Source organism: Streptomyces sp. NPDC020362 (assembly GCF_040642095.1).
In the GTDB taxonomy this organism is placed as follows: domain Bacteria; phylum Actinomycetota; class Actinomycetes; order Streptomycetales; family Streptomycetaceae; genus Streptomyces.
Map to the genome: position 1 here is coordinate 1 of NZ_JBFAET010000207.1, position 15,391 is coordinate 15,391.

The 15,391-nt window shown below is 73.0% G+C and carries 8 protein-coding genes; all 8 read left to right on the forward strand.

The features are described 5' to 3' along the window. A partial coding sequence (locus AB0H32_RS40325; protein ID WP_361131953.1) for an amino acid adenylation domain-containing protein occupies positions 1-3,001 on the forward strand: 3,001 nt, incomplete at its 5' end. Beyond that, positions 2,998-10,086, forward strand: a complete 7,089-nt coding sequence (locus tag AB0H32_RS40330; RefSeq protein WP_361131956.1) for an amino acid adenylation domain-containing protein — start codon at positions 2,998-3,000, stop codon at positions 10,084-10,086. The genes AB0H32_RS40325 and AB0H32_RS40330, both read left to right, overlap by 4 nt. A gap of 10 nt (positions 10,087-10,096) precedes the next feature. Then, positions 10,097-11,152 (forward strand): ATP-binding cassette domain-containing protein, encoded by a 1,056-nt coding sequence (locus AB0H32_RS40335; protein WP_361131959.1) that lies wholly within the window; start codon positions 10,097-10,099, stop codon positions 11,150-11,152. Continuing rightward, on the forward strand, positions 11,149-11,973 hold the full coding sequence (locus tag AB0H32_RS40340) for an ABC transporter permease (RefSeq protein ID WP_361131962.1): 825 nt from the start codon (positions 11,149-11,151) through the stop codon (positions 11,971-11,973). Before AB0H32_RS40335 ends, AB0H32_RS40340 begins: the two co-directional genes overlap by 4 nt. 27 nt (positions 11,974-12,000) lie before the next feature. Further along, positions 12,001-12,855 (forward strand): tryptophan 2,3-dioxygenase family protein, encoded by an 855-nt coding sequence (locus tag AB0H32_RS40345; RefSeq protein WP_361131965.1) that lies wholly within the window; start codon positions 12,001-12,003, stop codon positions 12,853-12,855. A gap of 45 nt (positions 12,856-12,900) precedes the next feature. Next, entirely contained in the window at positions 12,901-13,482 is a 582-nt protein-coding gene (locus AB0H32_RS40350) for a DUF3995 domain-containing protein (protein WP_361131968.1), read from the forward strand. 1 nt (position 13,483) lies between these two features. Beyond that, positions 13,484-14,041, forward strand: a complete 558-nt coding sequence (locus AB0H32_RS40355; RefSeq protein WP_361131971.1) for a hypothetical protein — start codon at positions 13,484-13,486, stop codon at positions 14,039-14,041. Positions 14,042-14,069: 28 nt separating this feature from the next. Next, positions 14,070-15,326, forward strand: a complete 1,257-nt coding sequence (locus AB0H32_RS40360; protein WP_361131974.1) for a cytochrome P450 — start codon at positions 14,070-14,072, stop codon at positions 15,324-15,326. Positions 15,327-15,391 lie beyond the last annotated feature (65 nt).

Consider the following 15,391-nt stretch of genomic DNA (forward strand, 5'->3'; position numbering starts at 1 on the left):
CACCGGGACCGCCGGATGTCTGCCGGAGGGGACGGAACCGGTCCTGCTGGATGATCTGGACCTGTCCGGCCTGCCGGAGAGTGCCCCGCAGGTCCGGGTGGCCCCGGCCAACCCGGCGTATGTCATCTACACCTCGGGTTCCACGGGTCGTCCCAAGGGTGTGGTGGTTTCGCACGCGGGTGTGGCGAGTCTGCTGGTCACGCAGTCGGAGCGGCTGGGTGTCGGTCCGGGCGGTCGGGTGCTGCAGTTCGCCTCGCCGAGTTTCGACGCGGCGTTCTGGGAGCTGTGCATGGGTCTGCTCTCGGGTGCGGCGGTGGTGGTGGCGGGGGCGGAGGGGCTGCAGCCGGGTGAGCCGCTGGCCGGTACTCTCAGGACGTTCCGGGTCACGCATGCGACGTTGCCGCCGGTGGTGCTGGCGGCGATGGACGCGGACGGGGAGCTGTTGCCGGGTGGCACGCTGGTCTCGGCCGGTGAGGCGTTGTCCGGTGAGGTGGTCACCCGCTGGTCGGCGGGCCGGAGTCTGATCAACGCCTACGGCCCGACCGAGACCACCGTGTGTGCGTCGATGAGCGGTGCGCTGGGTGCGGGCGAGGTCCCGCCGATCGGCCGGCCGGTGTTCAACAGCAGGCTGTATGTGCTGGACGCGCGGCTGCGTCCGGTCCCGCCCGGGGTGACGGGCGAGCTGTATGTCGCCGGTCCGGCGCTGGCCCGCGGCTATCTGGGACGGCCGGGGCTGACGGCGGAGCGGTTCGTCGCCGCGCCTTTCGGCGCCCCGGGTGAGCGGATGTACCGCACGGGTGACCTGGCGCGCTGGCGTGTCGACGGGCAGTTGGAGTATGTCGGCCGGGCCGACGACCAGGTCAAGGTCCGTGGTTTCCGGATCGAACTCGGTGAGATCGAGGCCGTGTTGGCCCGCGATGGGAGTGTCGGTCAGGTAGCGGTCCTCGTCCGGGAGGACACTCCCGGTGTCAGGCAGCTGGTCGCCTACGTCGTCCCGCGCACCGGAACGAGCGCGGACCCGGCACATCTGCGGTCCCATGTGGGTGAGGCTCTGCCCGACTACATGGCTCCGGCCGCGGTGGTGGTGCTGGAGGAGTTCCCGCAGACCCCGAACGGCAAGCTGGACCGCAAGGCCCTGCCCGCCCCCGACCTCTCCGCGGCCCCCGGCGGACGCCAGGCCACCACCGAACGCGAGGAAACCCTCGGCCGGATCTACCGGGAGCTGCTGAATCTCTCCTCGGTCGGCGTCGATGACAGCTTCTTCGACCTCGGCGGCGACAGCATCATGTCCATCCAGCTCGTCAGCCGCGCCCGCGCCGCCGGACTCGTCATCACACCGCGGCAGGTTTTCGAGCACCGCACGGTGGCCGCGCTCGCCGCCGTCGCGGGCAGCCTGGACCAGGTCGTCGGCGAGGGCCCCGACCTCGGCATCGGCGAGGTACCGCTCACGCCGGCCGTGCACTGGCTGCGCGAACGCGGCGGACCCATCGGCCGCTTCAACCAGTCCATGCTCCTGCAAGCCCCCGCGGGCCTCACCGAGGACCGGCTCACCGCCGCCCTGCAGGTCCTCCTCGACCACCACGACGCCCTGCGCGCCCGGCTGATCAGGGAGACCGGCCAATGGCGGCTCGAAGTGCCCGAGCGCGGCACCGTGGACGCCGCCGGCCGGGTGCTGCGCGTCGACGCGGCCGGCCTGGACGCCGTACAGCTGCGCACGCTCACCTCACGGGAGAGCGAGGCAGCCTGGGGGAGGATCGACCCGGACGCCGGGGTGATGCTCCAGGCGGTCTGGTTCGACGCCGGAGCCGGGCACGCCGGGCGACTGCTGCTGGTGGCCCACCACCTGGTCGTCGACAACGTGTCCTGGCAGATCCTGGTGCCCGACCTCGCCGCCGCCTGCGAGGCGCTCGACAAGGGCGCCGAGCCCGAACTCCAGCCGACCGGCACCTCGTTCAGGCGCTGGGCCCAGCACCTGCTGGAACTCGCCCACACCCCGGAGCGCGAGGCCGAACTCCCACTGTGGGAAGGCATGCTGGAAGAGCCGGACCCGCTGTTCGGGGACCGCCCGCTCGACCCCGGGCAGGACGTGTTCGCCACCATGCGCTTCCTGACCACCACCGAGGCCCCCGAGCACGTCGCCCCGCTGCTGACCACCCTTCCGGCCGCCTACCGCGCGGGCGTCAACGACGTCCTGCTCACCGCCCTCGCCCTGGCGGTCGCCGACTGGCGGGCCCGCCGCGGCGAGGAGGACGAGACCGCGGTCCTCGTCGACCTGGAGGGACACGGCCGGGAGGACGTCGTGGACGGCGCCGACCTGTCCCGCACCGTCGGCTGGTTCACCAGCCTGCACCCGGTCCGCCTGGACCCGGGCGGTTACGACCCGGCCGGGCCGGACTCCGGCGGTGCGGCCCTCGGCGAAGCGCTCAAGCGGGTCAAGGAGCAACTGCGCGCCCTGCCCGACCACGGCCTGGGCTTCGGCCTGCTGCGCCACCTCAACCACCGCGCCCGGGACGTGCTCAGGGACCTCCCGGGACCCCAGATCAGCTTCAACTACCTGGGCAGGTCCGCCCCGGCGGGCAGCGGCGAAGCCGCGCCCTGGACACCGGTCGCCGACGCGGAGATGGTCGGCGGCGCCGACCTCTCCGGCGGCCGGCCCGACCCGGAGACCCCGCTCACCCACGCCCTCGGTGTCAACGCCATGACCGAGGACCACCCGGACGGGCCGCGCCTGCTGCTCGTCTGGTCCTGGCCGCAGACCCTGCTGCGCGAGGAGGACGTCCGCTCACTCACCGCCTGCTTCACCCGCGCCGTACAGGCGCTCGCGGCCCACGCCGCGCAGGCCGGCATCGGCGGACTCACCCCGTCGGACCTGTCACTGGTCCGGCTCAGCCAGGACGAACTCGACGCCTTCACCTCGGGCGCCGAACCTCTCGCCCCGGACCACCGGGACGACGAGGAAGACGAGGACGACTTCACGGACGAATGGGAGATGGCCAAGTGAGCAAGTCCGCAATCGAGGACGTCCTCCCGCTGTCGCCACTGCAGGAGGGCATGCTGTTCCAGGCCCTGTACGACGAGGACGGACCGGACCTCTACGTCCACCAGCTCCTCCTCGACCTCGAAGGGCCCCTGGACGCCCGTGCCCTGCGCCTGGCCGCACGGGCGCTGCTCAAGCGGCACGCCAATCTGCGGGTCGGCTTCCGGCACGACCGGTCGACCGAGCCCGTGCAGCTGGTGCACAGCCAGGTCAAGGTGCCCTGGGCACAGATCGACCTCAGTGCCCTGGACGAGGACAAGCGGGAGGCCGAGCTCGCCCGGCACGCCGACGAGGACCGGGCGCGCGGCTTCGACCTCACCCGCCCGCCGCTGCTGCGCTTCACCGTCTTCCGGCTCGGCCCGGAGCGCTTCCGGCTGATGCTGACCAAGCACCACATCCTCATGGACGGCTGGTCCGTACCGGTGCTGGTCCGGGAGCTGTTCGAGCTGTACGGCAGCAAGGGCGACCCGGCCGTGCTGCGCCCGGTCACCCCCTACCGCGACTACCTGGCCTGGGTCGCCGGCCAGGACGCGGACACCGCCCGCGAGGCGTGGCGCACCGCCCTCGACGACATCGAGGAGCCGACCCTCGTGGCCCCGGTGCACCGCGGCCGGGAGCTGGTCCGGCCCGGCTGGCTGCGGCACGAGGTACCCGCGGAGATCACCGCCGCGCTGCTGGCCTTCGCCCGCAGCCGCTCGCTGACCGTCAACACGGTCGTCCAGGGCGTCTGGGGCCTGCTGCTCTCCGCCCTCACGGGCCGCGACGACGTGGTCTTCGGCGCCATCGTCTCCGGCCGGCCACCGGAGATCCCGGGCGTCGACACCATGGTCGGGCTGTTCATCAACACCCTGCCGGTGCGCGTCCGGTTCCGTCCCGAGGAACCCCTCGTGGACGCGCTCACCCGGCTGCAGACCGAACAGGCCGGACTCCTCGCCCACCAGCACGTCCGGCTGACCGACGTGCAGCAGCTCTCCGGGCACCAGGAACTGTTCGACACCACACTGGTCTTCCAGAACTACCCCGTCGACCCGACCACCGAGGAACTGGAGATCGACGGCGTCCGGTTCAGCGGCGTCGACGGCCGTGACGGCGCCCACTATCCGCTCAACCTCGCCGCCGGCCTGATGGGCGACGACCTGCACCTGCGGCTGTGCTACGCCCCCGACCTGTTCGACGAGACGACCGCCCGGTCCGTCCTCGACCGGCTGGTACGGCTGTTCACGGACGTCGTGGCCGATCCCGGCCGGCCCGTCGGCCGGCTCGACCTGCTCTCCCCGGCGGAGCGCAGGCGCCTGCTCGGCGACTACAACGACAGCGCCCGCGAGATCCCCCCGGCGACCCTGCCCGAGCTGTTCCGGGCCCGGGTGGCCGAGGCGCCCGACGCGCCCGCGCTGCACTTCGGCGACACCACCGTCTCCTACGGCGAACTGGACGCCCGCGCCAACCGGCTGGCCCGCAGGCTCATCGAACTCGGCGCCGGACCGGAGCAGTTCGTCGCGGTCTGCGTACCTCGCTCGGTGGAGCTGGTCACCGCCCTGTGGGCGGTGCTCAAGGCCGGGGCCGGGTATCTGCCGCTCGACCCCGCCTACCCGGCCGACCGCCTCTCCTACATGGTGGCCGACGCCCGCCCCAGCCTGCTGATCACCACCGGCGCGGCCGCCGGAGCACCGGCCGAAGCGGCGCCGGAGGTGCCGCGGCTGGTCCTGGACGACCCCGCCGAACGGGCGGCCGTCGCGGCCTGCGACGACGCCGACGTCACCGACGCGGACCGGCTCACGCCGCTGACCACCGCACACCCGATGTACGTCATCTACACCTCCGGCTCGACCGGCCGCCCCAAGGGGGTCGTCGTCCCGCACCACGGCCTGGCGAGCCTGGTCGCCACCCAGGCCGACGCCGTCCAGGCCGGACCGGGCAGCAGGGTGCTGCAGTTCGCGTCGGTGAGCTTCGACGCCGGCTTCTGGGACCTGTCGATGGGCCTGCTCTCCGGTGCAGCCCTCGTCCTCGGCTCCGCCGACGACCTGCTGCCCGGCGATCCGCTCGCCGCCCTGGTCCGCAGGCACCGGATCACCCACGCCACGCTGCCGCCGGTCGCTCTCGCCTCGCTCCCGGCCGGCCCGGACGTGCTCGCCGGGGCCACCCTCGTCTCCACCGGCGACGCCTGCACCCCCGAGCTCGTCGCCCGCTGGGCACCGGGCCGCCGCATCCTCAACGGCTACGGTCCGACCGAGACCACCGTCGGCGCCACCATGAGCGGTCCCCTCGGCATCGGCGGCACCCCTCCCATCGGGCGCCCCTTCGTCAACTCCAGCGTGTACCTCCTGGACCGCTGGCTGCGCCCGGTGCCCCCCGGCGCCGTCGGCGAGATGTACATCGCCGGCCCCGGCCTCGCCCGGGGCTACCACGAGCGGCCCGGACTGACCGCACAGCGGTTCGTGGCCAACCCCTTCGGCCGCGCGGGCTCCCGCCTGTACCGCTCCGGCGACCTCGGCCGATGGCGGGCCGACGGGCAGCTCGAGTTCGTCGGCCGTGCCGACAACCAGGTCAAGGTCAGGGGCTTCCGCATCGAACTCGGGGAGATCGAGTCGGTGCTCGCCCAGCACGAGACCGTCGGCCACGCCATGGTCGTCGTACGCGAGGACGAGCCCGGCGACAAACGGGTCGTGGCGTACGTGGTCGCGGCCGAGGGCCGCCGGACGGACCCGGAAGCCCTGCGCGAGCACATCGGCGCAGTGCTCCCCGAGTTCATGGTGCCCTCCGCCACCGTCGCGCTCGACGAGTTCCCGCTGACGCCCAACGGCAAGGTCGACCGCAAGGCCCTGCCCGCGCCGGAACTCGCCGGCTCCACCACCGGCCGGGCACCCGAGACCGCGGAGGAGGAGGCCCTGTGCGCCCTCTTCGCCGAGGTGCTGGGCCTGGAGACGGTCGGCGTCGACGACAGCTTCTTCACCCTGGGCGGCCACTCCCTGCTCGCCACCCGCCTGGTCAGCCGGGTCCGCTCCGACCTGGGCGTGGAACTCGCCATCCGCGCCCTCTTCGAGGCGCCGACCCCGGCCGAGCTGGCCGCACGGGTCGCCGCGGCCGGCGGTGCCCGTCCTGCGCTGCGCGCGGCAAACCGGCCCGACGCGGTGCCGCTGTCCTTCGCCCAGCGCAGGCTGTGGTTCCTCAACCGGATGGAAGGCCCGAGCGCCACCTACAACATCCCGCTGGCCGTCAGGCTGCACGGCCCCGTCGACCGGGACGCGCTCGATGGGGCACTCGCCGACGTCGTGGAACGCCACGAGACCCTGCGCACCGTCTTCCCTGCCATCGACGGAGAACCCCGCCAGCAGGTGCTGCCCGCCGACCCGACCCGCACGGCCTTCACCTTCGCCGGCACCGGCGAGGACGGGCTCGGCCCGGCACTGGCCGCCGAAGCCGCCCGCGGATTCGACCTGACCTGCGAAGTCCCCCTGCGCGCCACCCTGTTCAGCACCGCCGCCGAGGAGCACGTACTGCTCCTGGTGGTGCACCACATCGCCACCGACGGCTGGTCGATGGCCCCGCTGGCCCGCGACCTCGCCACCGCCTACGCCGCCCGCAGGACGGGCGGCGCACCGGCCTGGACACCGCTGCCCGTGCAGTACGCGGACTACGCGCTGTGGCAGCGCAGGGTGCTCGGCGACGAGCAGGACCCGAGGAGCGTCGCGGCCCAGCAGATCACCCACTGGAAGCAGACCCTGGCCGGCCTGCCCGACCAGCTCGAACTGCCCCTGGACCGGCCCCGGCCCGCGGTTCTCGGCAACCACGGCGCCGGTGTGCCGTTCACCCTGGACGCCACGCTGCACGCCCGGCTCGCCCGGCTCGCGCACGACACCCGCGCCAGCATGTTCATGGTGCTGCAGGCGGCCTTCGCCGCCGTCCTCACCGCGGAGGGCGCGGGCACCGACATCCCCGTCGGCACCCCGGTCGCCGGCCGCACCGACGACGCCCTCGACGACCTCGTCGGCTTCTTCGTCAACACCCTGGTGCTGCGCACCGACACCTCCGGCACCCCCACCTTCCGGGAACTGGTGGCCCGGGTCCGCGAGACCGACCTCGCCGCCTACGCCCACCAGGACCTGCCGTTCGAACGGCTCGTGGAGGTGCTCAACCCGGCCAGGTCCCTGGCCCGGCACCCCCTCTTCCAGGTGCTGGTCTCCGTCCACAACAACGCCGAGGCCGACTTCCGCCTCGACGGACTCACCACGAGCCCGTACGCCGCCGAGTCCGCCGTCGCCAAGTTCGACCTGGCCGTCCACCTCGGCGAACGCTTCGACTCCGCGGGCACACCGGCCGGCGTCGACGGAGTGCTGCAGTACAACACCGAGCTGTTCGACCCGGGCACCGCACAGCGGCTCGCCGAGCGCCTGAACACCCTGCTCGCCGCGGCCACCGACCGGCCCGACGCGCCCGTGTGCACCCTCGACGTGCTCACGCCCGAGGAACGGCGCGCCCTGCTCGCCCAGGGCGACGGCGGCACGCGCGAGGTGGCCGAGGAGCTGCTGCCCGCGCTGCTCCAGGCCCAGGTGCGGCGCACCCCGCACGCCGTCGCGGTCGTCGCCGACGACGAGACGCTCACCTACGAGGAGTTGAACACCCGCGCCAACCGGCTCGCCCGGCTGCTGGCGGCCCACGGAGCCGGCCCCGAGCGGCTGGTCGCGATCGCCCTGCCCCGCTCGGCCCGTCTGGTGGTCGCACTGCTCGCCGTGCTGAAGTCCGGCGCGGCCTATCTGCCGCTCGACCCGGACCACCCGGCCGAGCGCACCCGGTTCGTGCTCGCCGACGCGGCCCCCGTACTGCTGCTCGGCGACAGCGGCACGGCCGCCGGGCTCCCCGCCGGCCCCGCCCCGCTGCTGCTCGACGACCCCGGCACCGTCCGGGACCTGGCCGAGCGGGACGGCGCCGACCTCACGGACGCGGACCGCACCGCCCGGCTCCGCCCGGCCCACCCGGCCTACGTCATCTACACCTCCGGGTCGACCGGCCGGCCCAAGGGCGTGGTGGTCGAACACCGCTCGGTCACCGACTACCTGGGCTGGACGGCAGCCGCCCACCCGAGCGCCGCGGGCACCGCCCTGCTCCACTCGCCGGTCACCTTCGACCTGACCGTGACCGCCCTCTACACCCCGCTGGTCATCGGCGGCCAGGTCCGGATCGCCGCACTCGACGACGAACGGGACACCGGCGGCACCATCACGTTCCTGAAGGCGACCCCCAGCCATCTGCCGCTGCTCGCGGCCGCGCCCGACGCCCACGTGCCCACCGGCGAACTCCTCGTCGGCGGCGAGGCACTGACCGGCGAGGCACTCACCGCGTTCCGCGCCCGCCGGCCCGGCACCACCGTGACCAACGTGTACGGACCGACCGAAGCCACCGTCAACTGCACGCAGTACCGCATCGAGCCGGGCCGGCAGCTGCCCGCCGGGCCCGTGCCGATCGGCCGCCCGTTCGCCAACACCCGGGCCTATGTGCTCGACGCGTGGCTGCGCCCCGTCCCGGCCGGCGTGCGCGGCGAGCTGTACATCGCCGGCGCGAGCCTGGCCCGCGGATACCTCGACCGGGCCGCACTGACCGCCGAGCGCTTCGTCGCCGACCCCTTCGGGCCGGCCGGGACGCGGATGTACCGCACCGGCGACCTCGCCCACTGGGACGCCGCGGGCCGGCTCGTCTACGACGGCCGCGGCGACGGCCAGGTCAAGCTGCGCGGCTTCCGCATCGAGACCGGGGAGATCGAGTCCGTCCTGACCGGGCACCCGGGCGTCCGCCGGGCCGCCGTGGTGCTGCGCGAGGACACTCCGGGCGACCAGCGCCTGGTCGCCTACCTCACCGGGGACGCGGTGGGTGGGACGGACGAGCTGCGGACGCTGGTCGCCGGAGCCCTGCCCGAGTACATGGTGCCCGCCGCGTTCGTGACCCTCGACGCCCTGCCGCTGACCCACCACGGCAAGCTCGACGTACGGGCCCTGCCCGCACCCGGGTTCACGTCCCTGCGGGCCTACCGCGCGCCGCGCTCGCCGCGCGAGGAAGTGCTGTGCGCTCTGTTCGCCGAGGTGCTCGGGGTGGAACGGGTCGGTGTCGACGACGACTTCTTCGACCTGGGCGGCCACTCCCTGCTGATCATGCGGCTGGCCGGCCGCATCCGCGAGGCCCTGGGCGCGAGCCTCACCGTCCGCACCGTCTTCGAGGCGCCGACGGTCGCCCGGCTCGCCCCCCGGCTGGGGGACGACGGCCGCGACGAGTCGCTCGACGACGCCCTCGAGGTGCTGCTGCCGCTGCGGGCCACGGGCACCCTCCCGCCACTGTTCTGCGTGCACCCCGGACTCGGCGTCGGCTGGGTCTACTCCGGGCTGGTACCGGCCCTGGAACGCGACCGGCCGGTGTACGCGCTGCAGGCCCGGGGACTGACCGGAGCCGACGGGCTTGCGGCGACCGCCGAGGAGATGGCCGACGACTACCTGGCCCAGATCAGGAAGGTCCAGCCGCACGGCCCGTACCACCTGCTCGGCTGGTCCTTCGGCGGCCTGGTCGCCCACCTCATGGCCACCCGCCTTCAGGCCGACGGCGAGGAGGTCGCGACGCTCGCGCTCCTGGACGCCTACCCGACCGGGCGGAGGCACGTCGAGCACCACGGCGACGACTTCCTGCGCGGACTGGCCGGACTCACCGGCCGGGCACCCGCCGCCGACGGCCGGCCGCTCGATCACGCGGCCGTGGCGGAGCTGCTCGGCACCGGCGAGACGGGCCTCGCCGGACTTGAGGCCCGGCATGTGGCGGCCATCGAGCGGGTCGCGGCCAACAACCAGGCGGTCGGTGACGCACTGCGGCCCGGCGTGTACCGCGGCGACGTCCTGTACTTCCTCGCCACCGAGGGCCGCGGCGAGGACGCACCGAGCGCCGAGACCTGGCAGGCCCACGTGGCAGGACGGCTGGACATCCACGAAGTCGCCTGTGCCCATGACGAGATGACCCGTCCCGGGCCGATCGCCGAGATCGGCCGAGTGCTCGCGGACCGAGTCCGCGGTGAGTGAGGAGCGAACAGTGGACCTGGCGATACACACGGAGGGGCTGCGCAAGCGGTACGGCGACCACGAGGCCCTGCGCGGCGTCGACCTCGCGGTCCCGGCCGGCACGGTGCTCGGCGTGCTCGGGCCCAACGGCGCGGGCAAGACCACGACCGTCCGCATCCTCGCCACCCTGCTCGAACCCGACGCGGGCACCGCCCGGGTCGCCGGGTACGACGTGGTGCGCGAACGCCGGCAGGTACAGCGCGCCATCGGGCTCACCGGCCAGTACGCGGCCGTCGACGAGCAGCTCACCGGCGCCGAGAACCTGCGGATGATCGGCATGCTGCAACGGCTGACCCGCACCGCGGCCAGGCAGCGGGCGGCCGAACTGCTCGACCGGTTCGACCTCGCCGATGCCGCGGGCCGGCCCGCCGGCACCTACTCGGGCGGCATGCGCCGCCGGCTCGATCTGGCGGCCAGTCTGGTCGCCCGGCCGTCCGTGCTCTTCCTGGACGAGCCGACCACCGGACTGGACCCGGCCAGCCGGCTCGGCCTGTGGGCGATGATTCGCGAGGAGGTCGCGGCAGGGGTCACCGTGCTGCTCACCACCCAGTACCTGGAGGAGGCCGACGAACTGGCCGACCGGATCGTGGTCGTGGACTCCGGCCGGGTGATCGCCGAAGGGACCTCCGGCGAGCTCAAGCGCACGGTCGGCGGTGAGCGCCTGGAGGTGGCGCTCACCGATCCCGGCCAGCGGCCCGCCGCGGCCGCCGCGCTCAGCCGCGCCGTCGGCGCGGTGCCGTACGCCGACGACGCCGGCCGGGTGCTGTCCGTGCCGCTGGACGGCGGTCTGCACGACATCGCCGAGGCGGCCGTGGCCCTGCGGGCCGCCGGGGTGACGGTGACGGACTTCGCGGTCCGCCGTCCGTCCCTCGACGACGTCTTCCTCAGCCTCACCGGAGCCACCGCCGCACCGGCACACAGCGAGGACCGCAGCGAGAACCGCAGTGACGACCGCAGCGAGGACCGCAGCGAGGACCGAAACGAGGACCGCAGCGAGGACCGCAGTGAGGAGTGGAGCGCGGCATGAGCACATTGACGCAAACGGCACCCCGTGACGGGCTGCTGTCCGCACTGAACGACGGGCTGATCTGCCTGGAACGGCATCTGCGGCACCTGCGGCGGGCACCCGGCCGGCTGGTCAACGCCGTCCTGCTGCCCATGGTGTTCGTCCTGCTCTTCGGCGTGCTGTTCGGCAGCGTCATCGAGGTGCCGCACGGCGACTACGCCGAGTTCATCATGGCGGGCATCTTCGTCCAGGGCGTCATGAGCGCCGTCCCGGGCACGGCGGTCGGCGCCGTCGAGGATCTGCGCAACGGACTCGTCGACCGCTTCCGCTCCCTGCCCATGTCGGGTGCCGCCGTGCTGATCGGCCGCACCCTCGGCGACACCGTGTTGCGCGCGCTCAGCTGCCTCGCCATGGCAGCGGTCGGTCTCGGCATCGGCTGGCGCACCCACGAGAGCGCGCCGAAGGTCCTCGCCGGCTTCGGCATCCTGCTGCTCTTCGGATTCACGCTGGCGTGGCTGGGCGCGTTCATCGGGCTCTCGCTCGGCGACCCGACGACCGCATCGTCCGTGCCGTCGCTGCTGCTGATGCCCGTGCTGTTCCTGTCCAACGCCTTCATCCCGCTCACCGGACTGCCGCACTGGCTGACCGTGGCGGCCGAGTGGAACCCGCTGAGTTCCGTGGTCGGTGCCTGCCGCGAACTGTGGGGCAACCCGGCAGCGACCGTCGGGCACTCCTTCCCGAACGATCACCCCGTCGTACTCAGCCTGGCCTGGATGGCGCTGATCCTCGCGGTCGTCGCCCCCCTGGCCGTCCGCAAGTACCGTACCGCCGTCGCTCGTTGAGCGTCGCACACCGAGGGGACCCATCCCATGACCGACACCATCGCCGAACCCCTGACGCACCCCGCCGCTCCCGCCGAACCGCTCTCCTACGGCTCGTACCTGGAGGTCCCCGAACTCCTCACCCTCCAGCGCCCGCGCACCGACGCCCATGACGAGATGCTGTTCATCATCACCCACCAGGCCATCGAGCTGTGGTTCTCCTGCGCGCTGCACGAGCTGGAGGGCGTGCGCGACGCACTGCAGGACGAACGCTTCGGCCCGGCCCGGCGCGGGCTGCGCCGGCTGAACCGGATGGCCTCCCTGTGGCTGGGCCACCTCGACGTGCTCGCCACCATGACGCCCGCCGGGTTCAACGAGTTCCGCGGCGCGCTCGGCGAGTCCAGCGGCTTTCAGTCCGTACAGTTCCGTGAGGTGGAGATGATCTCCGGCCTGCGCGACCGCCGTTACCTGAACCTGCCCGGTGCCACCGTCGCCGAGCGCGAGCGGCTGCTGAGCCGCTTCCACGAGCCCACCGTCGGCGACGTGTTCACCCAGGTGCTGCGCCGCCGCGGGCTCACCCCCGAGGACCTCTTCGCCCCGGGCCGGCCCGACGAGGAACTGCGCGACACGGCCGAGGACCTCCTCGAGTACGACGCGCTCTTCCACAAGTGGCGCTACCAGCACTGGCTGCTGGTCGTCCGCGCGCTCGGCACCCGGCCCGGCAGCGGCGGCAGTTCGGGATCGGAGTTCCTGCGCTCCACCCTGGACAAGTGGTTCTTCCCCGAACTGCACGCGGCCCGCAGTCACGTTCACGCCACACCTGCCGAAGAGCATGACACCGGGTCCGGCGGCGGGACAGTCTACGGCTGCCCGATGGGGTATGGATCCGAGCTGTCCGCCTGACCCGGCATCCGACGGGAACACACCGTCCACCGCGATTGGAACGTCATGGAAAGCACTCCCGCTGCCGTCACCCGCACCTCCGCCCGCATCACCGAGCGGGCCCGCCGTACGCCACCCGCGACGGCATGGCAGCGCAGAACGGCCTTCACCGCCTGTGCGTGGATGGTCGTCTTCGCGGCGTTCCACAGCTACTGGGCCCTGGGCGGGACGTTCGGGCTGCCGCCCGGTGAATCCCTGGTCGACAACAAGCCGTTGTTCGTCATCGACCTGATCGCCATACCGATGAACCTCGGAGGAGCCGCTCTCGCGCTCGCCCTGGTGCAGCGCTGGGGCCTGTTCTTCCCACGCCGCCTGGTGCTGTTCGGGGCGTGGGGCTGCGCGCTGCTGATGATCTTCCACGCCGCACCGGCCATGGTGGACCTCGCGGTCTTCCTCACCGGTCAGCGCAACAAGCCGCTGACCGGCGAGGACCGGTTCAGCGTCCTCGTCTACGAGCCCTACTGGATGCTCGGCGGTCTGCTGTTCCTCGGCATGGCCCTGGCCTTCCAGGGGCGCACCCGGCCGCCGGCCCCGGTCCGCGACGCGGCGACCCGGACCGCCGAGCCGGCCCCGGAAGGGAGCGACTGACATGAGCGAACGGGCCATGGACCGGCTGCTGCCCCGCTGGGACCACCGGGAGCGGCACACGATCGCGGTGCGCGCACCCGGCGAACGGGTCCTGCGCGCGGTCGACGAGACCCGCTGGCGCGACGTCCCCCTCTTCCACGTCCTGATGCTGGCCGGCTCCCTCGGCACCCGCCGGGACAGGGCCGACGAACCCTTCCTCTCCTCGATGACGAGCGGTGGCTTCACCGAACTGCACCGCGACGAAAGCCAGTTGGTGGTCGGGGCGGTCGTGGCCACCGAGGAGCCCAAGGGGCCGGCCGGCCTCGCCGAACCGGTCGCGGACGCCTTCGCCGCCTTCGACCGGCCCGGCCACTACAAGGTCGCCTTCGACTTCCGCGTCGGCGAGGGACGGCTGACCACCGAGACGCGGGTGCTCAGCACCGACGAGGCGGCCCGGCGCCGGTTCGCCCGCTACTGGATGCTCATCCGCCTGCCCAGCGGCCTCATCCGCCGCGAGTGGCTGCACGGCATCCGGCGGCGCGCCGAGTCGCCGCCCGGTGCACACCCACCGAACCCCTGAACCCGTGGAACCGACAGTGAGAGCGGACATGACTGCGACCGAGACCGTCCGGGCCGTACAAGGCGACCTGGACGCCGTGGATCTCACCGACCCCAGCACCTTCGTCACCGGAAGCCCCGGCGAACTGCACGACCTCTGGCGGCAGTTCCGTACCGAGCGCCCGGTCCACCACCACCGGCCCGCCGGGGGCCGGCCCGGCTTCTGGGCGCTCACCCGGTACGAGGACGTGGTGGCCGTCTACAAGGACAACGACCGGTTCACCTCCGAGCGCGGCAATGTGCTCGCCACCCTGCTGCAGGGCGGCGACTCGGCGGCCGGGAAGATGCTCGCCGTCACCGACGGGCCCCGCCACCGCGCCATCCGGAACCTGATGCTCAGGTCGTTCTCGCCGCGCGCCCTGCGCCACGTGGTCGAGCAGGTGGGCATCCGCACCCGGGACCTGCTCGACCAGGTGCTGGACCGTGACGGCTTCGACTACGCGGAGGCGATCGCCGAGCACATCCCGATGGGCACCATCTGCGACCTCATGGCCGTGCCCCCGCAGGACCGCCAGCCGCTGCTCGACTGGAACAAGCAGGTGCTCAGCGCGGACAGCAGCGAGGGCACCGCGGACGACGCCTGGCTCGCCCGCAACGAGATCCTGCTGTACTTCTCCGACCTGGCGCGCAGCCGCCGCAGGAACCCGGGCGACGACGTCATCAGCGCCCTGGCCACGGGGGAGATCGAGGGCAGGCCGCTGACCGAGGAGGAGATCGTCCTCAACTGCTACAGCCTCATCATCGGCGGCGACGAGTCCAGCCGGATGGCGTCCATCGGCGCGGTGCTCGGCTTCATCGAACACCCCGAGCAGTGGCGGGCGTTCAAGGCCGGGGAGGTCGGCGTGGACAGCGCCACCGAGGAGGTGCTGCGCTGGACCACGCCGGCGATGCACTTCGGCCGCCGTGCCCTGGTCGACGTGGAGATCGGCGGCCGCACCGTACCGGCGGGTGACGTCGTCACGCTGTGGAACAGCTCCGCCAACCTCGACGAGAGCGTGTTCGCCGACCCGCGCCGCTACGACCTGGGCCGCACCCCCAACAAGCACGTGACCTTCGGCTTCGGACCGCACTTCTGCCTCGGCGCGTTCCTCGGCCGCGAGGAGCTCAAGGCGCTCCTCGCGGCGCTGCGCGACAGGGTCGCCGCCGTGGAGTCGCGCGGACCCGCCCGGCGCGTGTACTCCAACTTCCTGTACGGCTACAGCAGTCTGCCGGTGGCGTTCACCGCTGTCGGGTCGAAACCGCAATAGAACGTGACGGGACCGTCCGCGAGCGCCTTGCGCAAAGCGTCCTCGTCGGTGGACAGGGCGAACAG

Excerpts from the sequence above, each read along its gene's own strand:
- AB0H32_RS40340 (WP_361131962.1), top strand. The coding sequence starts at position 11,149 with ATGAGCACATTGACGCAAACGGCACCCCGTGACGGGCTGCTGTCCGCA.
- AB0H32_RS40345 (WP_361131965.1), top strand. The coding sequence starts at position 12,001 with ATGACCGACACCATCGCCGAACCCCTGACGCACCCCGCCGCTCCCGCC.
- AB0H32_RS40350 (WP_361131968.1), top strand. The coding sequence starts at position 12,901 with ATGGAAAGCACTCCCGCTGCCGTCACCCGCACCTCCGCCCGCATCACC.
- AB0H32_RS40355 (WP_361131971.1), top strand. The coding sequence starts at position 13,484 with ATGAGCGAACGGGCCATGGACCGGCTGCTGCCCCGCTGGGACCACCGG.
- AB0H32_RS40360 (WP_361131974.1), top strand. The coding sequence starts at position 14,070 with ATGACTGCGACCGAGACCGTCCGGGCCGTACAAGGCGACCTGGACGCC.